The organism is Mucilaginibacter sp. 21P (genome assembly GCF_019331605.1).
Classification (GTDB): domain Bacteria; phylum Bacteroidota; class Bacteroidia; order Sphingobacteriales; family Sphingobacteriaceae; genus Mucilaginibacter; species Mucilaginibacter achroorhodeus.
This window is the reverse complement of record NZ_CP063061.1, coordinates 203,686-223,198: the sequence shown is the minus strand read 5'-3', so window position 1 is coordinate 223,198 and position 19,513 is coordinate 203,686. Positions and strand designations below refer to the sequence as shown.

General features: G+C 42.6%; 21 protein-coding genes. 17 read left to right on the top strand and 4 right to left on the bottom strand.

Annotated features, from left to right (window positions below):
- Nucleotides 1-4: 4 nt before the first annotated feature.
- The 16 genes from INP83_RS00830 (at nucleotide 5) to INP83_RS00755 (ending at nucleotide 14,357) form a co-directional block, all read left to right on the top strand.
- Entirely contained in the window at nucleotides 5-1,207 is a 1,203-nt protein-coding gene (locus INP83_RS00830) for a cytochrome c oxidase subunit II (RefSeq protein WP_146272314.1), read from the top strand.
- 18 nt (nucleotides 1,208-1,225) lie between these two features.
- On the top strand, nucleotides 1,226-3,118 hold the full coding sequence (locus INP83_RS00825) for a cbb3-type cytochrome c oxidase subunit I (protein ID WP_219125941.1): 1,893 nt from the start codon (nucleotides 1,226-1,228) through the stop codon (nucleotides 3,116-3,118).
- A 143-nt stretch (nucleotides 3,119-3,261) separates the two neighbouring features.
- Complete coding sequence (locus tag INP83_RS00820; protein WP_219125940.1) at nucleotides 3,262-4,323, top strand: heme A synthase; 1,062 nt, start codon at nucleotides 3,262-3,264, stop codon at nucleotides 4,321-4,323.
- Nucleotides 4,320-5,213: a protoheme IX farnesyltransferase gene (locus INP83_RS00815; protein ID WP_219125939.1), complete on the top strand. Its 894-nt coding sequence runs from the start codon at nucleotides 4,320-4,322 to the stop codon at nucleotides 5,211-5,213. The genes INP83_RS00820 and INP83_RS00815 overlap by 4 nt, the downstream gene beginning before the upstream one ends.
- Complete coding sequence (locus tag INP83_RS00810; RefSeq protein WP_370630580.1) at nucleotides 5,210-5,791, top strand: heme-copper oxidase subunit III; 582 nt, start codon at nucleotides 5,210-5,212, stop codon at nucleotides 5,789-5,791. The genes INP83_RS00815 and INP83_RS00810 overlap by 4 nt, the downstream gene beginning before the upstream one ends.
- A gap of 7 nt (nucleotides 5,792-5,798) precedes the next feature.
- Nucleotides 5,799-6,509, top strand: a complete 711-nt coding sequence (locus INP83_RS00805) for a cytochrome c oxidase subunit 3 (protein ID WP_219125938.1) — start codon at nucleotides 5,799-5,801, stop codon at nucleotides 6,507-6,509.
- A gap of 20 nt (nucleotides 6,510-6,529) precedes the next feature.
- Nucleotides 6,530-6,877: a cytochrome C oxidase subunit IV family protein gene (locus INP83_RS00800; RefSeq protein ID WP_219125937.1), complete on the top strand. Its 348-nt coding sequence runs from the start codon at nucleotides 6,530-6,532 to the stop codon at nucleotides 6,875-6,877.
- Nucleotides 6,877-7,578 (top strand): SCO family protein, encoded by a 702-nt coding sequence (locus INP83_RS00795; protein WP_146272319.1) that lies wholly within the window; start codon nucleotides 6,877-6,879, stop codon nucleotides 7,576-7,578. The genes INP83_RS00800 and INP83_RS00795 overlap by 1 nt, the downstream gene beginning before the upstream one ends.
- Before the next feature lie 120 nt (nucleotides 7,579-7,698).
- Nucleotides 7,699-8,274 carry a DUF420 domain-containing protein gene (locus INP83_RS00790; protein ID WP_219125936.1) on the top strand — a complete coding sequence of 192 codons (576 nt, stop codon included), beginning with the start codon at nucleotides 7,699-7,701 and terminating at the stop codon, nucleotides 8,272-8,274.
- A gap of 10 nt (nucleotides 8,275-8,284) precedes the next feature.
- Complete coding sequence (locus INP83_RS00785) at nucleotides 8,285-8,566, top strand: hypothetical protein (RefSeq protein ID WP_219125935.1); 282 nt, start codon at nucleotides 8,285-8,287, stop codon at nucleotides 8,564-8,566.
- 24 nt (nucleotides 8,567-8,590) lie between these two features.
- Complete coding sequence (locus tag INP83_RS00780) at nucleotides 8,591-9,256, top strand: DUF2461 domain-containing protein (protein ID WP_219125934.1); 666 nt, start codon at nucleotides 8,591-8,593, stop codon at nucleotides 9,254-9,256.
- Between the two features lie 19 nt (nucleotides 9,257-9,275).
- Nucleotides 9,276-10,085, top strand: coding sequence for an OmpA family protein (locus tag INP83_RS00775; RefSeq protein WP_219125933.1), 810 nt, complete (start codon nucleotides 9,276-9,278; stop codon nucleotides 10,083-10,085).
- An 86-nt stretch (nucleotides 10,086-10,171) separates the two neighbouring features.
- Entirely contained in the window at nucleotides 10,172-11,836 is a 1,665-nt protein-coding gene (locus tag INP83_RS00770; protein ID WP_219125932.1) for a UxaA family hydrolase, read from the top strand.
- Between the two features lie 8 nt (nucleotides 11,837-11,844).
- On the top strand, nucleotides 11,845-12,609 hold the full coding sequence (locus INP83_RS00765) for an SDR family NAD(P)-dependent oxidoreductase (RefSeq protein ID WP_219125931.1): 765 nt from the start codon (nucleotides 11,845-11,847) through the stop codon (nucleotides 12,607-12,609).
- 67 nt (nucleotides 12,610-12,676) lie between these two features.
- Nucleotides 12,677-13,534 (top strand): fumarylacetoacetate hydrolase family protein, encoded by an 858-nt coding sequence (locus INP83_RS00760; protein WP_219125930.1) that lies wholly within the window; start codon nucleotides 12,677-12,679, stop codon nucleotides 13,532-13,534.
- On the top strand, nucleotides 13,521-14,357 hold the full coding sequence (locus INP83_RS00755; RefSeq protein ID WP_219125929.1) for an amidohydrolase: 837 nt from the start codon (nucleotides 13,521-13,523) through the stop codon (nucleotides 14,355-14,357). The genes INP83_RS00760 and INP83_RS00755 overlap by 14 nt, the downstream gene beginning before the upstream one ends.
- Here the strand turns inward: INP83_RS00755 and INP83_RS00750 are convergent.
- Nucleotides 14,329-15,690: an APC family permease gene (locus tag INP83_RS00750; RefSeq protein ID WP_219125928.1), complete on the bottom strand. Its 1,362-nt coding sequence runs from the start codon at nucleotides 15,688-15,690 to the stop codon at nucleotides 14,329-14,331. The two genes, INP83_RS00755 and INP83_RS00750, sit on opposite strands and share 29 nt — an antisense overlap.
- A 353-nt stretch (nucleotides 15,691-16,043) precedes the next feature.
- Between INP83_RS00750 and INP83_RS00745 the strand changes: the two genes are divergently transcribed.
- A complete protein-coding gene (locus INP83_RS00745) occupies nucleotides 16,044-17,327 on the top strand; it encodes an NHL repeat-containing protein (protein WP_219125927.1) in 1,284 nt (427 codons plus the stop codon).
- A gap of 70 nt (nucleotides 17,328-17,397) precedes the next feature.
- Here INP83_RS00745 and INP83_RS00740 read toward each other — a convergent pair whose 3' ends face one another.
- Genes INP83_RS00740 through lipB form a run of 3 tightly spaced genes read right to left on the bottom strand, consistent with a single transcriptional unit; the run spans nucleotide 17,398 to nucleotide 19,513 of the window.
- Nucleotides 17,398-18,072: an SGNH/GDSL hydrolase family protein gene (locus INP83_RS00740; protein ID WP_255563219.1), complete on the bottom strand. Its 675-nt coding sequence runs from the start codon at nucleotides 18,070-18,072 to the stop codon at nucleotides 17,398-17,400.
- Nucleotides 18,069-18,785 carry an SGNH/GDSL hydrolase family protein gene (locus INP83_RS00735; RefSeq protein WP_219125926.1) on the bottom strand — a complete coding sequence of 239 codons (717 nt, stop codon included), beginning with the start codon at nucleotides 18,783-18,785 and terminating at the stop codon, nucleotides 18,069-18,071. The genes INP83_RS00740 and INP83_RS00735 overlap by 4 nt, the downstream gene beginning before the upstream one ends.
- Entirely contained in the window at nucleotides 18,782-19,513 is a 732-nt protein-coding gene (lipB, locus tag INP83_RS00730; RefSeq protein WP_219125925.1) for a lipoyl(octanoyl) transferase LipB, read from the bottom strand. The genes INP83_RS00735 and lipB overlap by 4 nt, the downstream gene beginning before the upstream one ends.

The window sequence follows — 19,513 nt, the reverse complement described above, 5'->3', positions numbered from 1 at the left end:
TAAAATGGGATTCAAAAATCTATTCAATTCTAAAAAGATACTTTCGCTTTTAGCAGTGTTTATGCTTGCGGGCACAGACATGCTTTTTGCCCAGGGTACCGAGGCTGCAGGTGCAACCGCAACTGATGCCCCTAAGGATAATGGCCTTGCAACGGCAGGTTATTATATCCTGATGTTCCTTGTGGTATGTTTCTTCATCGGCATTATTGGCAAAGTATTCCGTGTGTATGACCTTACTCAGCAGATAAGAGGTAAACAACCTATCAACTGGAACAATGTGATGGGGATATTCTGCCTTGTTTTCCTTGTAGCGGGTTTGTACGGCGTTTACTGGTCTTTCACTGTACAAGGTAGCATGATACTACCTGCCGCTGCATCAGAGCACGGCGGTGTTTTAGATACCATGTTCTGGACTACTGCCGGTATCACCATGACGGTGTTCATCATTACCCAGATATTGTTGTTCACTTTCTTGTTCAGGTATCGTTACAACGCGAAACGTCGTGGCCACTTCCTGCCGCACAATAATACTATTGAAAAAGTTTGGACCATTGCACCTGCCATCGTGTTAACGGTGTTGGTTATCTTCGGTTTCTTCACCTGGCAATCTATCATGAACAGTGTTGATGCTAAAGGCCAACCCGCTTCAATAAACATCGATATCACCGGTCACCAGTTTGCATGGGAGCTTCGTTACTCAGGTAAAGATGGCCGCTTAGGAAAAACCGACTACAAATTGGTTAATGGTTCTAACAAATTAGGTATCGATTTTAAAGACAAATACGCTTATGATGATTTACAGGCTGATACCATGGTCATCCCTGTAAACAAGTCGGTAAGGTTAAATATCCACGCTCAGGATGTTATACATAGTGTGTACATCCCACAGTTCCGCGTGCAGCTGAACGCGGTGCCGGGCTTACCAACCTACTTCAAATTCAAACCTATCTTTACTACTGCTCAAATGCGCGCTAAATTAGACAGACCAACGTTTGAATATGAAGTGCTTTGTAACAAGATATGTGGTGGTAGCCACTATAACATGAAGAAGGTTGTACGTGTTGTTTCTGAGGCTGAGTACCAGGCCTGGTTGGCACAACAAAAACCATATCTTACAGATAAGCTTAAGCAGCAATTACATTTTGCTGATGCGCCTGCTGCAGATAGCACTAAAGCAAAAGGAAACAGATTAGCGTTAAACAATTAATACATTAGATTAGCGAGTATGTCAACATTAGCAGTTCACGATCACAGCGTAGCACATCACGACGACGATCACGGACACCACCACCATAAAGAAACGTTCATATCTAAATATATATTTAGTATGGACCACAAGATGATCGCAAAGCAATTCCTGATCACAGGTATAACTATGGCGGTTATCGCGATGATACTTTCGATCCTTTTCAGGATCCAGTTAGCTTATCCGGATAAAGCATTCCCATTAATGGAAACATTATTAGGCCGTTTTGCTCCGGGTGGCCGTTTAGATTCAAACTTTTACCTGGCGCTGGTTACCATACACGGTACCATCATGGTATTCTTTGTACTAACAGCCGGTTTGAGCGGTACTTTCAGTAACCTGCTTATTCCTTTGCAATTAGGTGCCCGTGATATGGCATCACCATTTATGAACATGTTATCATACTGGTTCTTCTTCTTAGCCAGTGCTATCATGCTTTCATCATTCCTTGTTCAAAAAGGCCCTGCCAGCGGTGGCTGGACGATATATCCTCCTTTATCTGCTTTGCCTAAAGCAATGCCTGGTTCAGGTATGGGTATGACCTTGTGGTTAACAAGTATGGTGTTCTTTATCGCATCATCATTAATGGGTGGTATTAACTACGTTAGTACAGTATTAAACATGCGTACTAAAGGTATGGACCTTTGGAAAATGCCTTTAACCATCTGGGCGTTTTTCCTTACTGCAGTATTGGGTATCCTATCATTCCCTGTACTTGTTGCGGGTGTGGTTTTGTTGATATTTGACCGCAGCTTTGGTACCAGCTTCTATCTGTCAGAGATCGTGCTGAACGGTACACAGGTGCAGCCTTTTGAAGGTGGTAGCCCTATTTTATTCCAGCACTTGTTCTGGTTCCTTGGTCACCCTGAGGTATACATTGTAATTATGCCTGCAATGGGTATTTCATCAGAAGTAATGTCTGTAAACTCACGTAAACCAATATTTGGTTACCATGCGATGGTTTACTCACTTATAGGTATCACTGTACTTTCATTCATCGTATGGGGTCACCACATGTTTGTTACGGGTATGAATCCGTTCCTGGGCGGTGTGTTCATGATTACCACACTGATCATCGCGGTACCATCAGCAGTAAAAACCTTTAACTGGTTAGCCACCTTGTGGAGAGGTAACATCCGATTTACAGCAGCTATGCTGTTCGCTATCGGTATGGTATCATTCTTCATCTCTGGTGGTATCACCGGTATCTTCTTAGGTAATGCTGCATTGGACATCAACCTGCATGATACTTACTTCGTGGTAGCTCACTTCCACCTGGTAATGGGTTCTGCGGCGATATTCGGTATGCTTGCCGGTGTTTACCACTGGTTCCCTAAAATGTTCGGTCGTATGATGAACGAGCGTTTAGGTTACCTGCACTTCTGGTTTACGTTTATCGGCGCTTACCTGGTGTTCTTCCCAATGCACTTTATGGGCTTGGATGGTGTACCACGCCGTTACTACGCGTTCACTGAGTTTGAATCAATGAAGCAGTGGTTGTCAGTAAATACATTTATCACCTGGGCTGCTATTATGGCTGCCGTGGCGCAATGTGCATTCCTGTTCAACTTCTTTTATTCGATATTCTTTGGTAAGAAAGCAACACAAAACCCATGGGAAGCAAATACGCTTGAGTGGACTGCACCTGTTGAGCACTTCCATGGTAACTGGCCGGGCGAGATCCCTGCAGTTTACCGTTGGCCATATGATTACAGTAAGCCTGGTGCCGAAGAGGATTACATTATGCAAACTGTACCGCTTTCACAAACCATGAGTTCTAACCTGCCGCATGACTTTGAAGATAACCCTACCGGTTTAGAAGAGCATAGCAAGTGGGTAAATACTCAGCAAAGCAACGAACAGGTTAAGTAATTATATCACAGCCTGATCTTTTTAGGGTATCTGTTTAAGTCCTAAGTCTTAAGTGTTAAGTCCTGAGTTGTTAAACAGACTTTTGACTTTCAATTTTGAACTTTGCGACTTCAATAGATACCCTAATTTTTTAGAACATATAAATGGGCATAAAAGCATCCGGAAATACCTTTATTAAAATAAACCTGATAACCATCATCCTGCTATTTGTACTGATACTGGCAGGTGGTGTGGTGCGCAGCACCGGATCAGGTATGGGTTGCCCGGATTGGCCTAAATGTTTTGGCCGTTACATACCGCCAACCAGCATATCAGAATTACCTGCCAACTACAAGCAGGCTTATGTTGATAAGCGCTTGGCCAAGAACCAGCGATTTGCCAAAATGCTTGATGTATTTGGGTATAGCCAATTAGCTATGCGTATCCGCAACGACAAATCGATACTGATACCCGAAGACTTTAATACCGCTCGCACCTGGACGGAGTATATCAACCGGTTGATAGGAGCTATCTCCGGAGTGTTTTTACTATTATGTGCTGTTTACTCCTTTAAGTATCGCAGAACCCAAAAGTTGATCATATTCCTGAGCATATTTAATGTGTTTCTGGTTGGTTTTCAGGGCTGGTTAGGCTCTATAGTGGTATCAACAAATTTAGTAGCCTGGATAGTTACCGTACACATGTTGCTGGCACTGGCCATATTAGCCATCAGCATCAGTACCTATCACATGGCAAAAGTACAGGGTCGCTACAAGGTTACCGTTAAGCCACTGGTTGCGGTGCTTACGCTGATTGTTTTAGCAATAAGCATCTTACAGATAACCTTTGGTACTGAAGTACGCGAAAAGGTTGATGCTGTGGCAACTCACCTCGAAGGCAGTTACCGGGACAGTTGGGTTGCCAAGGCCGGTGACATCTTTACCCAACACAGAGACGTAGCAGTTATTGTGTTGATATTGAACGTGGTTTTATATGCTTTAATACGCAGAAGTTTTAACAGGCACGCTATACAGCAGCAGTTAATGAGCTTTACTTTTTTAATGATAATGCTGCAAATAATCACAGGTATATTTCTTTCATACTTTGCCTTACCGCCATTTGCGCAGGCAACGCATATTGTACTGGCCAGCTTAATGTTTGGCTCACAGTTTTATTTGTTGCTTAATTTGTTCAGATCAGAAAACGTGCAGGGGGCAGGGCAATGAAGGGAAGTGATTTTTCAAAACTGATAAAAACGCGCTTAACCTTTATGGTTACGTTTTCGGCATCGATATCTTTTATCATAGCCGTAAAAGCCAATGGGGGTAACACATGGGGAGCGCTTTACAGTACCACCATGTGGATGAACTGGGTTAAACTTGTTGTTGGCGGCTTCTTGGTAACATCAGCGGCCAACTGTTTTAATGAAGTTATCGAAGTGCGGTTTGACAGGTTAATGAAGCGTACTATGGATAGGCCAATGCCGGCAGGCCGAATGACAACCGGGCAAGGTTTGGTTTTAGGCATGGGCATGGGCATACTGGGTACCTATTTGTTAGGCTCGCTCAATTTATTAACGGGGTTGCTATCGGTATTCTCTATAGTTTTATATGCGTTTGCTTATACGCCGTTAAAAAGAGTGAATGGTTTTATCGCAGTTTTTGTAGGTGCAATACCCGGGGCATTACCCGCATTGATAGGGTACGTTGCAGGCCAGCCTCACGGTAGGATAGATCAGATCGCTATTATCTTGTTCGTGATACAGTTTGTGTGGCAGTTTGTGCACTTCTGGGCCATAGCATGGGTTTTGGATGACGATTATAAATTAGCCGGTTTCCGTTTGCTGCCAACAGCCAAACGTGATAAAACCAGCGCGTTGATCACATTTGTATTTGCAGTGGTATTGGTGCCTGTAAGTTTATTGCCAACTATTTACGGCTATGGTGGTTACTATGTAGGTGGCGTATCGCTGCTAATGAGTTTGATATTTTTATATCAGGCGTTTAACCTTTTACGCACGCTTGAAGTGAAAGCGGCGCGTACATTGATGTTCGGTTCTTTTTATTATCTGCCAATTGTGCAGTTAATGTTTTTATTTGATTTTATAGCAAAATGATGGCTCAGATACAGCAAGAAGATAAATTAAACCTGGCGCCTAAAAAGTTTAACATGTGGGTATTCATATTCACATCTTTCATGTTTTTTGCGGCGTTAACAAGTGGTTTTATTGTTTACGCAGGTGGTGGTAAACACGGCTTAAATTTTAAAATGCCGCCAATTTTTTTATACAGCACCATTATTATTGCTGCCAGCAGTATTACCATGTTTATGGCATCGCAGGCAGCTAAAAGGCTACAGTTTGCAAAGCAGCGGCTGTACCTTTGGCTTACTATTGGTTTAGGTACAGCGTTTTTGGTAGTACAGGTTTATGCATGGCTAATTCTGTTACCTTCAATGGGTGTCTATTTCAGCAATCCCAATGCATCACAATCATTCGTATATGTATTTATATGGATGCACCTTTTACATATTTTAGCAGGCTTATTACTCTTAATCAATACACTTATCCGCAGCTACAGGAATGTAGCGCAGGTTAAAAATTTGTTTAGTATGCAGATGTCCTCAATATTTTGGCATTTTGTCGATATTATATGGATTTATCTGTATGTTTTTTTACTTTTGAACCAATATTAAAAACACAATGAGTGCACAAGTATCTTCTATTGATGAATTAAAAACTACGCCGTGGGCTGGTGGTAAATCACCGTTCAACGTTGAGTATGGCAAAATGATGATGTGGTTCTTCCTGTTATCAGATGCATTCACATTCTCATCATTGCTTATCGCATACGGCGCCCTTCGTTTCAGCGCACACACCTGGCCAATGGCCGACCTGATATTCCAGTCTGTACCGGGCATGATAGATCATGGTGCACCGCTTGTGTTTGTGGGTATCATGACCTTTATCCTCATCCTTAGCTCTGTAACAATGGTATTGGCTGTAGAGGCCGGTCACCGAATGGCGAAGAAAGAGGTTGTTGGGTGGATGATCGCTACCGTTATCGGTGGTTTCATGTTCCTGGGTTGCCAGGCCTTAGAGTGGAGCCACTTACATCACGAAGGTTTCTGGTGGGGCAGCATTCCGCATGAATTAGGCGAATATTTCAAAACTAAAAAAGACATATCGGCAGTTAGCACCCAGCAGTTTGCCAACCTGTTCTTCACTATCACAGGTTTCCATGGTTTCCACGTTTTTAGCGGGGTTATCATCAACATCATTATTACCATCAACGTTTTAGCTGGTACCTATGAGAAACGTGGCAGCTATTTAATGATAGAAAAAGTCGGCCTTTACTGGCACTTTGTAGATTTGGTTTGGGTATTCGTATTTACTTTCTTCTATTTAGTTTAATTTTATAATTACAAGATATCATGTCATCACAACATACAGAAGAACTTCACCAAGACGAGCACCACGGTGAAGGAATGACCAAAGGCAGGATCCTGAAAGTAGCCGGTATATTATCAGCTATTACTGCGGTAGAGTTCTTTATCGCTCTTTTCCTGGTTCCGCATAACTATATGCCTTTGCACATCGCTAACCCAATATACATTGTGTTAACGTTATTTAAAGCATTTTACATCGTTGCATTTTTTATGCACTTAAAGTTTGAGCGTATTGGCTTAATGATCGCCATTATTGTACCTATCTTGTTCATCATAGGTTTGATATTGGTACTTACCAATGAAAGCCATTACTGGATTGACCTGAGGGGATAATGCGCAAAGCTTCTTTTACGAAAAAGATACTGATCCTGGTAGCCATATTAGCGTTACCGGGATTTTTATATTATCTACTAACCGCAAAAGGCAAAAACCGGTATAAACCGCTGCCTTTTTACGGTCCTAAGGAGGTAGCGAAAACCGGCCACAAGTTTCATGGTAAATACATACCTGATACTATTTATCACAAGCTTGCTGACTTTGAGCTTACCGACCAGAACGGTAAAGAAGTTTCTTTTAAGAACTTTGATAAAAAGATATTTATCGCCAATTTCTTTTATACCGGCTGCCCAACAGTTTGCAACACGGTGAACAAGAATGTAAGCGAACTGGTATATGCCTACCGCAAAAACCCTATGGTGTACTTCCTGACTATCACGGTTGATCCTGATAAAGACAAGCCGGCGGTGTTAAAGGATTATGCCAGGCAGTTTGAAGTAACCAATAAGTGGTTGTTCCTAACTGGCGATACAACATCAATTTACGGCTTAGCCCGTAAAGGTTTCCTGGTTGACGCGCTGAAGGTACCCGGTAAAGATGAGTTTATCTACAGCGACAAACTTATTTTGATAGATGCCGAGAAGCGAATTCGCGGATATTACTCAGGAACTACCAACACCGATATCACGAAGCTGAACGATGAGATAAAAGTACAGATAGCAGAGGAACTGCGAAAAGTAGATAAAGCGCTTTATTAAAAAGGGAAGCATGATGTCAGGATTCAAGAACCAAGACTATTGCTTACTGGCATAAAGAAATAGTAATAGAATGGAATCCTGATTCTTGTTGTCTTGATTCCTGAATCACTTAAAATAACAATGACTGATAAATTTATATTTCGATTTGTAGCCGGTATAACAATTTTTGTAATTGCCGTGGTTGTAGTTTTGAACAGGCATCTAATACCCGGCCCGGCAACGCCACCGGCCTTTACACCTTATTTGCCTCTAATAAATGCTGTGCTTAACGGTACTTGCAGTTTGTTGTTGTTACTTTCGCTTTACTTTATAAAGCACGGTAATATTGCTTTACACAAGCGTATAAATATCCTCACGTTCTGCCTTTCATCGTTATTCCTGGTGTCTTATATTCTGTTTCACTATTTAATGCGTAACGATACCCTGTATGGCGACACTAATGGCGACGGTGTGTTATCAGCTGCTGAGAAGGCAACTGCAGGTGCCTCAAGAAGCATTTACCTGGCTATATTAGTGCCGCATATTGTGTTAGCCGCGGGTGTATTACCCCTAATATTGCTAAGCTTTTACCGCGGATTACAAATGCAGGTAGAAAAACATAAGAAATTGGTCCGCTGGACGTTTCCATTATGGCTATTCGTTACAATATCAGGCGTTGTTGTATATTTGATGATAAAACCGTACTACCACTTTTAATTGGTGTGTTATGAAAAAGAAATTGAAGTTCTTATTCGTTTTGTTTGTTTTTGGCTTAATGATAACTTCAACTGTTCCTGTAAGAGCACAATGTGCCATGTGTACGGCAACGGTTGAAACAAACTCTGAGAACGGTGGGGCACAGGCCAAGGGCTTAAACAAAGGTATCATGTACCTGCTGGCCGCACCCTATTTAGCTATAGGTGTTTTGGGCTTTATATGGTACAAAAAATACCGCCGTAAAAATGTTGACCTAACCAACATGCCCAACCAGAAACTTAACTTAAATTAAGCAACCTGCCAACAGCTTTTGAAAATGATACAAACCCAAACGCTGACCTTTTTAAAAGAACTGGTAGAAAATAATGATCGTGAGTGGTTTCAGGAGAATAAGGAGCGTTACGAAGCTGCCCGTGAAAATGTTATCGCTTTTACTGCAAAAATACTTGAAGGACTGCACAAAATTGATCCTGCCGTAAGCGCCGATCTTGACCCGAAAAAATGCGTGATGCGGATTTACCGCGATATACGCTTTAGTAAAAATAAACTTCCTTATAAAAATAATTTCGGCGTAAGTTTTCCAACGCAGGGAAGTAAAAATGGTGGGGTAGAATATTACCTGCATATCCAGCCCGGTGGCAAGTCATTTATAGCCGGTGGCTACTGGATGCCAGAAGCTGAACATCTGAAAGCTATCCGCCAGGAGATCGATTACAATGCCGATGATCTTAAAAAGGTCATAGATGACAAAGAGTTTATCAAACTCTTTGGCGAGTACCGCAAGCAGGATCAATTAAAAACTACACCGAAGGGTTACGATGCAGATAATGAAAATATCGATCTCCTTAAACTTAAAAGTTTTATTGCCTGGCATCCGCTTACCGATAAAGAAATAATATCAAATAAAGCGGTTGATCAAATATTAAAAGCAGTAACCAAGCTTTATCCAATGAACGTATTTCTTCGCAACGCGTTAGCCTGATCTTTTAAACTATTCTAAAATGAAAATCAGATATCTGGTCATTATCTTCTTCGTACTATCAGCAGCCATGCAATCATGTGTGGTTATGTCTCCCAAAAAGCACAAGGCTTTGCTTGCCGAGCGCGATTCTTTAGCCGCCCGCACTACCACCCTGGAAGACCAGGTAGCAAAACTAATGGCCGACACTACAAAGATTCGCCAGGAACTGGGGGCGCTTAAAGCTAATTACACTTCTTTAAATAGTAATTATAACGCAAGTTCATCAAAGGTAACCCAGTTATCATCAGACCTGCAGAAACGCGAAGCCCGCTTAAAAGAGGTTGAAGAAATTTTACGCAAACGCGATGAGGCGACCAATGCGCTTAAGGAAAAATTACAGAAAGCATTGTTAGGTTTCCAGCAAAGTGGCTTAACGGTGGATATTCGTAACGGAAAGGTTTATGTATCGTTAACGGATAAATTGCTCTTCCCATCAGGAAGTATTGTAATTGACGACAAAGGTAAGCTGGCGTTAAAACAATTAGCAGCGGTGCTTAACAAAGAGCCTGATATTAATATAGCAGTAGAAGGCCATACGGATGATAAAAAGATAAAAAACCTTGGTCAGATCAAAGACAACTGGGACCTGAGTGTTTTGAGGGCAACATCTGTAACAAGGTATCTTACCGAAACAGAAAACGTGGATCCGCACAGGTTGACAGCTACCGGTAAAGGCGAGTTTCAACCGATAGACCCGGCTCAAACTCCGGAAGCGTTGTCAAAAAACAGGCGTATAGAGATCGTGTTGTCACCAAAACTGGATGAGTTATATAACCTCATCAGCAAATGAAATTAAAAGTCCCTAAAGGGGACTTTTTTTGTATGTTAGCTTTTCTATTTAAACGTTACATTAACACTTATAAAGTTACTTAATTTATGTCCGCAAGTAAGCATACATATTTGCAAATCCACCCGGCAGATAACGTGCTTGTGGCACTAACTGATCTGGAAGCAGGAACCATCATTAACTTTAACGGCGATAGTTTCCCGCTAACAACACGCGTTGCGGCTAAACATAAGTTCACTGTAACTGCCATGCAGCCCGGTGAGGATGTGCACATGTACGGCGTATTGGTTGGCCGAATAAGCAAACCTGTTAAACAAGGGGAAGCTATTACCACTGAAAATTTGGTGCATGCAGCAGACGATTTTAAGTTAGGAAGCCGTAAAACCCAATGGCATACACCAGAAGTTGCCGAAAAGTATCATGATAAAACATTTATGGGCTTTCATCGTGCAGATGGCTCTGTAGGTACTGCTAATTACTGGCTGGTTATCCCATTGGTTTTTTGCGAGAACAGAAATATCAATGTTCTTAGAGATGCGCTATCTGCTAAACTTGGCTTTGCAAAGCCGCGTGGGTACGAGACAGAAGTGGATAGCCTGGTGCAAATGTACAAGGCAGGAAAAACTACACAGGAAATTATCCAGGCTGATCTTGACCTCTCTCCGGAGGAAAGTACCACAGGCAAGCTTTTCGAAAATATCGACGGTATAAAATTCATCAATCATGATATGGGCTGCGGTGGTACGCGCACGGATAGCGTTGCACTATGTGGTCTGCTTGCAGGTTACATTACGCACCCCAACGTTGCTGGTGCAACTGTATTAAGTTTAGGTTGCCAGCATGCCCAGGCTTCTATCCTGCAGGATGAAATAAAAAAACGCGACGCCAATTTTGGCAAGCCGCTGATAATACTTGAACAGCAAAAGTTAGGCACCGAAAGCAACTTATTGCATGAGGCTTTGAAACAAACCTTTGCCGGTTTGATTGAGGCAAATAAACAAATACGCCAGCCGGCGCCCTTATCTAAACTTTGCATAGGTTTAGAGTGTGGCGGTTCTGATGGCTTTTCGGGTATATCTGCAAACCCTACACTGGGCTATCTTTCTGACATTTTAGTGAGCTTGGGTGGCAGCGTAATATTAGCTGAATTCCCTGAGCTTTGCGGTGTTGAACAGGAAATGAGCGACCGTTGTGTAACAGAGAACGAAGCACAACGCTTTATGGAGCTAATGCGCAGTTATAACGCAAGGGCCGAGGCAGACGGCTCAGGCTTTTACGCAAACCCTTCACCGGGTAATATTCGCGATGGTTTAATTACTGATGCTATCAAATCTGCAGGTGCTGCAAAAAAAGGTGGTTCATCGCCCGTTACAGCTGTTTTAGATTATCCGGAAAAGGTTACCAAACCCGGCTTAAATCTGCTTTGTACACCGGGTAGTGATGTTGAAAGTACCACCGCAGAGGTTGGCGCCGGTGCCAATATTGTATTGTTTACAACCGGTTTGGGTACGCCAACCGGTAACCCCGTAGCGCCGGTTATTAAAATTGCAACAAACACGGCAGTATTTAAACGCATGCCGGATATATTGGACATCAACTGCGGAACCATTATAGAAGGTGAAGAAACAATTGAGCAGGCTGCTACGCGCATGCTCGATTATGTGATAGAGGTTGCCAGCGGTTTAAAGCAACCAAAGGCAGTTAAATTAGGTCAGGACGATTTTATACCCTGGAAAAGGGGCGTATCATTATAAACTTAGTTATGTTTAGTTTACAAAATAAAATTGCCGTTATAACCGGCGGTGGCAGCGGTATAGGTAAAGCGATCTCTAAATTATTCGCGAAGCAGGGTGCTACCATTCATATTATAGAATTGAATGCTGCTGCTGCACAGCACACCGTTGAAGAGATCAACGCTGATGGCGGGCAGGCCTTTGCACATACCGCAGATATAAGTAAGCAACAGGAAGTTTTGCAGGTTTTTGAGCGGATAGGTGTTATCAATATATTGGTGAATAATGCAGGTATTGCCCATGTGGGTAATCTTGAGGGTACCAGCGAAGCCGACATCGACCGTATTTACAGTGTAAATGTTAAAGGTGCTTACAATGCACTTTATGCAGCTGTGCCGGTAATGAAAGCACACGGCGGCGGTGTTATACTCAACATGGCATCGATTGCATCATTAGTGGGTATAATGGATAGGTTTGCATATTCTATGAGCAAAGGCGCAATCTACGCTATGAGCATGTCTGTGGCGCGTGATTATATGGCCGATAACATCCGCTGTAATTCTATATCACCGGCCAGGGTACACACGCCATTTGTAGATGGTTTTATTGCCAAGAATTATCCTGGTAAGGAAGCAGAGATATTTGAAAAATTATCAAAAAGCCAACCTATAGGCCGTATGGGCAAACCGGAAGAAGTTGCTGCACTGGCGCTTTATCTATGTTCTGACGAGGCCGGCTTTATTACCGGCTGCGATTATCCTATCGATGGTGGCTTTATAAAACTGAACAATTGATAATGTACAGAGACGCAGATAAAGCAGGTGCTAATAAACTAATGAACCAATAACTACTGAATTACAAATGAAACTGATAAGATATGGCGAGGCTGGTAAAGAGAAAACCGGTATCATCCTTAACGATAAAAAATACGATACATCAGGCTTTGGTGAAGATTATAACGAGCAGTTTTTTGAAACTGATGGCTTAGCCCGGCTGCAGAAATATGTTGAAGAAAATAAATCGGGCTTGCAGGAGATAGCCGAAAACGAGCGTTTGGGTAGCCCTATTGCAAGGCCGTCTAAAATAATTTGCATCGGCCTCAATTATAAAGACCACGCAGAGGAAACCAATGCGCCGCTGCCTAAGGAACCTATCATTTTCTTTAAATCTACAACAGCTTTGGTAGGGCCTGATGATGATATCATCATCCCTAAAAATTCAGTAAAAACGGATTGGGAAGTTGAGCTGGCTGTGGTTGTAGGTAAGAAAGCCTCTTATGTTGAGGAGAATGAAGCACTTGAATACGTAGCGGGATATGTGCTGCATAACGATGTTTCTGAACGTGAGTTTCAGTTAGAGCGGAACGGTACATGGGATAAAGGCAAGGGCTGCGATACCTTCGCGCCGGTAGGCCCTTTTATGGCCACTGCAAAAGAAATTGAAGACGTACATAATCTAAAACTATGGCTTAAGGTTAACGACAAAATGATGCAGAACGGCACCACGGCAAACCTTATTTTCAATATTCCTTTCCTTGTATCATACGTTAGCCAGTTCATGACTTTGCTTCCAGGCGATATCATTTCAACAGGTACGCCAGCTGGTGTAGGGTTGGGTTTTAACCCGCCTGTTTATTTAAAACCGGGCGATGTGGTGGAACTGGGTATTGATGGTTTAGGCACCGCTAAGCAAGTGGTTAAGGCTTATGCTAAAAATTGATAGCCATCAACACTTTTGGCTTTACGATAAGGCCAGGCACGAATGGATAAATGAGGATATGCACCAATGCCGGCGCGATTTTGTGCCGGCAGATCTTCAACCATTGCTTGAACAGAATGATATTGCCGGCTGTATTACTGTACAGGCCGATCAGACCATCACTGAAAACGAATTTATCCTAAATTTTGCTCAGCAAAATAGCTTTATTAAAGGCGTTGTAGGGTGGATTGATCTGAAAGCTGCTGATGTTGAACAGCGATTGGAGCAATACCGGGATATAGAACTAATGAAAGGCTTCCGCCATGTATTACAGGGCGAAGCCGATGATAGGTACATGCTGCGCGAGGATTTTATGAGGGGCATAGGTCTGCTTGATAAATATGGTTTCACTTACGATATACTTATCTTTCCAAAACACCTTAAAATAGCGGCCGAATTTGTAGCAGCATTCGCTAACCAGCGCTTTGTTGTAGATCACTTGGCCAAGCCTTTTATAAAGGCCGGCGATATCGACCAGTGGAAGAAAGATATACAAGTGCTTGCACAGCATCAAAATGTATCATGCAAGGTATCCGGAATGGTAACTGAAGCCGACTGGAACAACTGGAAGGATGAGGATTTTACCCCTTATCTGGATGTTGTTTTCGACGCCTTCGGCGCAGAAAGGGTAATGTATGGATCAGACTGGCCGGTATGTAATGTAGCAGGTGGTTACCAAAAAACCTATAAACTTGCCGAGGGTTACGTTAACCAGCTCTCTCATAATGAACAAGAACTTTTCTGGGCTAAAAATGCTATAGAGTTTTATCGCTTAAAGGTTTAGCATTGTAAGGCCACTCGCGCCTGTACCTGGCTTTAATAAAATATACGACTGTGCCTATCGCGATAGCGCTTACTCCTCCCAAAACCATGTGCCAGCCGGTTGACACAAGTATGCCTATCCAGATGAAGATCGCTGCAAAAACAGGTAACGGGAACCAAGGCATTTTGTAAGGAAATTGTGTTTCGCTTTTCCGCCGCCGTAATAAGTACAATCCAAATGCTTGAGCTATAAATTGGACCAGTATCCGCATGGCGAGGATAGCGCTGATCACATCACTTAACTTAAACAGCAAGCTAAAAACAAAGGCAATTGCCCCTAAAACAAGCAACGATATGTAGGGGAAATTTTTTGTAGGGTGTAGCTTGGCAAATACTTTAAAAAATGCACCATCTGCCGCAGCTGCATAAGGTATTCGGCTATAACCTAACGTAGCGGAAAACACTGAAGAAAAGGCTACAAGTAACACCAGGCAAGTAATTATTTTAGCTGCCGTATCTCCGGCAAGTCGCTCCATAAAATCGCTTATCACAAACTGGCTGTCTTTAGCCTGCTGCCATGGTATTACGCTAACAACACTCACATTCATCAGCATATATAGCACAGCAATACCAGCGATGGACAGGAACATACTGCGCGGTATATTGCGTGATGGATCAATGATCTCGCCACCCAAATGGCAAACATTATAATAACCCAGATAGCTGTAAACACTCTTCACACTGGCAAAGCCAATGGCGGCCACAAATCCATAATTCAAGGTAAGCTCATCATTAATATGCTTTATGGGCGTAAGAAAATTTCCGTGCAGCAGCCCGCCTCCAATAATGATAAGCATGGTAATTAAAACGCCTATCCATAATACGGTGCTTATCTTACCTATAGATTCTATTTTACGGTAGAGTAAAATAACAATTGCAATTACAACTGCACCGCTTACCATCTTTAATTCCCAGTGGCCCAAAGGCAACAGATATGACAAGTACGAAGCAAAACCAATAGCTGCGGAAGCTATTACCAGTGGCGCCTGTATCATGGTTTGCCATACAAACAAAAAGCTCATTAACCGGCCCGCCTTGTTTTTGCCGTAAGTCTCTTTCAAAAAGTTGTAGGATCCACCGGCCATGGGGAAAGCGGCACCCAGCTCGCTCCAAACCATGGCATCAATAAAAGAGAGTATTGCACCAGCCAGCCATGCGTATAAAAACCATGGCCCATTCATCATGTGTATCACCATTGGCAGGGTAATAAATGGCCCAATGCCAACCATATCGGTCATGTTTATTGCAGTGGCTTGCGTTAGCCCAAGGCGACGGATCAATGTGTTTTCGGCCATTGCAATTAAGCTGTGCTAATAGTTTATCAGCAAAAATAACTTAAAGCTTTATCTCATAAAAATTATCCCGTCAGGCGTTTGTAATCACTGGCAGTAAAACTCATTCGTCGATACATTTTGACCATTCATCCCTAATTTTCTCTACGGACTGTATCGTAGCAGCATTTTTATGCGTACGGATGTAACAAGCTTGTTGTTTTAACAATAATTAACATTCAAAATTATCGTGTTTTAGCGTTTAGATTGACATTTACTACCTATTAGATCACCTCACACTACAAATTAAAATGAAGCGAAAAATTACCCTTTTTAGTTTATTGCTGTTATCAATCGCATTTGCAATTTCTTCATGTATGAAGAGTAATACGGTGCCGTTACCTTTGGCGGGCATAGTCACGAATGATGTAATCATTGATGCTACTTCCACGCAAGCCTGGGCAGGCGGTGTATTAACAAGTGAGGAAGCCTCTGTTACGGAATATGGCGTTTGTTATAGCACCAGCAACCAGACGCCAACAGTTGCCGACAATAAAACCGCCGTTAAATTAAAAAGCACATCTTTTATTGCTAACCTGAAAAATCTATCTCTAAATACTACCTATTACATTAGAGCGTATGCAACTAACTTAACCGGAACAGCCTATGGCAGTGTTGTACAGTTTAAGACTTCAACCGATATGACAAACGCTTACGGAACGGTATCAACACTTGCAGGCTCAAACGAGGGTAATATAGATGGTAATGGCACTGCTGCTTTGTTTAACCATCCGTTTGGCAATGCGCGTGATGCCGCAGGCAACTTATATATAAGCGACTCTTACAATTGCACCATTCGCAAAATTACCGCTGATGGAAACGTGACAACAATTGCAGGCAGCGGCAGTTTAGGAAGTGCCGACGGCACGGGTAAGTCTGCTTCATTTTATTCGCCTGCCGGATTAGCAGTTGATGCATCAGGAAATATTTTTGTTGCAGATATGGGGAATAATCTCATCCGTAAGATAACCCCGGCGGGTGTTGTAACAACTTTTGCAGGCAGCGGGATAGCAGGGTATGCAGACGGAACGGGAACATCGGCAAGTTTTAGTGCGCCTACCGGTTTAGCTATCGGTACCGATGGTTCGCTATATGTCTCAGATGCCAATACCGGGCTTGTGCGTAAGATAACATCTGCCGGTGTTGTGACAACCATAGCAGGTAATCGTACCAACGGCTACAAAAATTCAACGGGCCTCAATGCCAGTTTCAACACCCCGGCTGGTGTGGCGGTAGACGCTACCGGAAATATCTACGTTGCCGAGCCATCGAACAATGCGATCAGAAAGATAGATCTGAACAATGTGGTAGGTACTTTTGCCGGAGGTTTAGACTCATTGGCGATGCCTTTAGGTAAACCACAAGCCATCTCTATTGATGCCAATAGCAACATGTTTGTGGCTGACGGTAATGGCAGAGTGCTTAAAATTACTAAAGACCATATCTTGACGGTTATGGCAGGAAAATCTGCAACAACCGGCAACACCGATGGCCCGGGAAGTTCGGCAACCTTTAATTATCCTATCGGTATAGTTGCCGACAACAGCGGTAATGTTTACGTAAACGATTTTAATAATAGCCGGATCAGGAAGCTGAAGTAACCTTGTTTATAAAATTTCGCAAAGGGCAGCAAGTTGATTTTGCTGCCCTTTTTTTGAAAAGAACTATATCTTATTTTAATGAGGCGGCTACACGTGAGTACAATCTATCCACCCACCATTTATACATTTTTGCTGATGGATGTAAATTGTCAGTTGTTACATATTCTTTATCGTCGCTTGCGGCTCGCGATAATTCTGTAATGTTGATATAATTCGCTCCGGCAGCTTTGGTAACTTCTTTATTGATAGCATTGTAAGCATCAATTTCTGCGGCAATATTTTCCCGGTTACGTCCATTGGCAAAAAGGGTTACGCCCCAATCAGGTATTGATAATACAAATACATGCTTCTGGTTGCCTTTGGCAAGGAAAATGGCAGAATTAAGAATTTCTGCAAATTCTTTGCGATAGGTTTCAATATCTTTTTTTTGATACTGGTTGTTAACACCGATCAGCAAGGTCACTAAATCGTACCTGGCATTATCTGTTTGTTGCTTTATACCGTTGATCAACTCGTCGGTACGCCAGCCATTTTGAGCTATGAGCACCGGTTGCGCCGTAGCAATATGTTTGCTGTTTAATTTAGCTGCTAATTGATAGGGAAATGATTGCGATCGATCAACATAACGCCCAACAGTATAAGAGTCGCCAAGCGCAAGATAGTGTAGGCTATCAGGCTTTTGATTTTGAGCAAAGCCAAAACTTGAACAGATCATCAATGCCACAACTAACAAAAAAGCTTTCATAACGCTAATTGCTTTGTTACCACAGGCACCAACTGATCTACCCATAAACCATACATTCTACCTGATGGATGCAGTCCATCTGTAGCTACAAGATCCGGTTGAGAATTGGCTTGCCTTGATATTTGGGTAATGTTCACATAGGCAACGCCCGCTTTATCGGTCTCTTCCCGGTTTATACCGTTGAAAAGGTCTATGTCGGTAGTAATAGCTGCCGAATTACCAGTGTTTTTACCAAAGGGCGTTACGCCCCAATCGGGAATGGAAAGCACGATAACGTGTTGTTTATTACCGCCGGCATAACTTATTGCGGTGGCCAATAATTCCGTAAATTCTTTGCGGTAATCATCTTTGCTGTAATGGCGATATTGATTGTTAACACCGATCAATAGCGTTACCAGGTCATAATCGTGCTTTTGTAAATTTCGTTGTTGTATACCTTGTTTGAGTTCGCCTGTTGTCCAGCCGGTAACGGCAATGATCTCTGGCGATATATTGTTCTCAAACTTTCTGATTAGCTGGTAAGGGAAAGATTGTTCTTGCGGCACAGCTTCGCCAATGGTATATGAATCTCCCAATGCAAGATAAGTGAACGTTTTTGGCTGTGGCATATTATTATCTATTGAGGAAGCATTGCCCGGTGTTGGATAAGCTGTTACAGCCTGCTTTGTACAAGCGGTAGCAAATAATAACACAAGTGTAAGGTATCCTCTCATCCAATTATATCCATACCAAAAAGTACGGAAATATGGTGTTTAAGGATTTGTTTAACTTCATTTATATCAACCCGGCCGCCAAGTTCTAACTGCATAGATGTTACCGCCTTATCATCAATGCCGCAGGGCACGATGTTCTTGAAATAATCCAGATCGGTATTTACATTAAAGGCAAGGCCGTGCATCGTCACCCATCTACTGCAGCGTACGCCCATAGCACAAATTTTTCGGGCATGCTCATTATCTGCATCCAGCCAAACACCTGTATATCCGGGGTAACGTTCGCCCCTAAGCCCAAAGTCGGCCATCGTTAAAATTACAGCTTCTTCAAGCGTGCGCAGGTATAAGTGAATGTCGGTGAAAAAGTTATCAAGATCAAGAATAGGATAACTCACTATCTGACCCGGGCCATGATAAGTAATGTCGCCACCGCGGTTAATGGGATAGTAGACCGCGTTTTTTTCTTGCAAACCCTGTTCATCAAGCAGCAAATGATCTGCCTTACCGCTCTTACCCAAGGTATAAACGTGTGGATGTTCTGTAAATATCAGGTAATTAGGCGTAGGGATATATTCCTCTTCTGCCTCGCCCGCTGCTACCGCTAAAGCTTTGTTGCGGAGCTCTGATTTAAGCTTAACGGTCGCACCAAAGATTTCTTCCTGTCTGTCCCAGGCTTGTTTATAATCAGTTAATCCCCAATCCTCAAAAACTACCTTTTTGTTTTTCAT

What these genes read in the sequence shown, in the direction of transcription:
- INP83_RS00760 (WP_219125930.1), top strand. Translation starts at nt 12,677, where the DNA reads ATGAAACTGATAAGATATGGCGAGGCTGGTAAAGAGAAAACCGGTATC.
- INP83_RS00780 (WP_219125934.1), top strand. Translation starts at nt 8,591, where the DNA reads ATGATACAAACCCAAACGCTGACCTTTTTAAAAGAACTGGTAGAAAAT.
- INP83_RS00765 (WP_219125931.1), top strand. Translation starts at nt 11,845, where the DNA reads ATGTTTAGTTTACAAAATAAAATTGCCGTTATAACCGGCGGTGGCAGC.
- INP83_RS00795 (WP_146272319.1), top strand. Translation starts at nt 6,877, where the DNA reads ATGCGCAAAGCTTCTTTTACGAAAAAGATACTGATCCTGGTAGCCATA.
- INP83_RS00810 (WP_370630580.1), top strand. Translation starts at nt 5,210, where the DNA reads ATGATGGCTCAGATACAGCAAGAAGATAAATTAAACCTGGCGCCTAAA.
- INP83_RS00740 (WP_255563219.1), bottom strand. Translation starts at nt 18,072, where the DNA reads ATGAAAGCTTTTTTGTTAGTTGTGGCATTGATGATCTGTTCAAGTTTT.
- INP83_RS00750 (WP_219125928.1), bottom strand. Translation starts at nt 15,690, where the DNA reads ATGGCCGAAAACACATTGATCCGTCGCCTTGGGCTAACGCAAGCCACT.
- INP83_RS00790 (WP_219125936.1), top strand. Translation starts at nt 7,699, where the DNA reads ATGACTGATAAATTTATATTTCGATTTGTAGCCGGTATAACAATTTTT.
- INP83_RS00770 (WP_219125932.1), top strand. Translation starts at nt 10,172, where the DNA reads ATGTCCGCAAGTAAGCATACATATTTGCAAATCCACCCGGCAGATAAC.
- INP83_RS00755 (WP_219125929.1), top strand. Translation starts at nt 13,521, where the DNA reads ATGCTAAAAATTGATAGCCATCAACACTTTTGGCTTTACGATAAGGCC.
- INP83_RS00745 (WP_219125927.1), top strand. Translation starts at nt 16,044, where the DNA reads ATGAAGAGTAATACGGTGCCGTTACCTTTGGCGGGCATAGTCACGAAT.
- INP83_RS00830 (WP_146272314.1), top strand. Translation starts at nt 5, where the DNA reads ATGGGATTCAAAAATCTATTCAATTCTAAAAAGATACTTTCGCTTTTA.
- INP83_RS00805 (WP_219125938.1), top strand. Translation starts at nt 5,799, where the DNA reads ATGAGTGCACAAGTATCTTCTATTGATGAATTAAAAACTACGCCGTGG.
- INP83_RS00820 (WP_219125940.1), top strand. Translation starts at nt 3,262, where the DNA reads ATGGGCATAAAAGCATCCGGAAATACCTTTATTAAAATAAACCTGATA.
- INP83_RS00735 (WP_219125926.1), bottom strand. Translation starts at nt 18,785, where the DNA reads ATGAGAGGATACCTTACACTTGTGTTATTATTTGCTACCGCTTGTACA.
- INP83_RS00800 (WP_219125937.1), top strand. Translation starts at nt 6,530, where the DNA reads ATGTCATCACAACATACAGAAGAACTTCACCAAGACGAGCACCACGGT.
- INP83_RS00775 (WP_219125933.1), top strand. Translation starts at nt 9,276, where the DNA reads ATGAAAATCAGATATCTGGTCATTATCTTCTTCGTACTATCAGCAGCC.
- INP83_RS00825 (WP_219125941.1), top strand. Translation starts at nt 1,226, where the DNA reads ATGTCAACATTAGCAGTTCACGATCACAGCGTAGCACATCACGACGAC.
- INP83_RS00815 (WP_219125939.1), top strand. Translation starts at nt 4,320, where the DNA reads ATGAAGGGAAGTGATTTTTCAAAACTGATAAAAACGCGCTTAACCTTT.
- lipB (WP_219125925.1), bottom strand. Translation starts at nt 19,513, where the DNA reads ATGAAAAACAAAAAGGTAGTTTTTGAGGATTGGGGATTAACTGATTAT.
- INP83_RS00785 (WP_219125935.1), top strand. Translation starts at nt 8,285, where the DNA reads ATGAAAAAGAAATTGAAGTTCTTATTCGTTTTGTTTGTTTTTGGCTTA.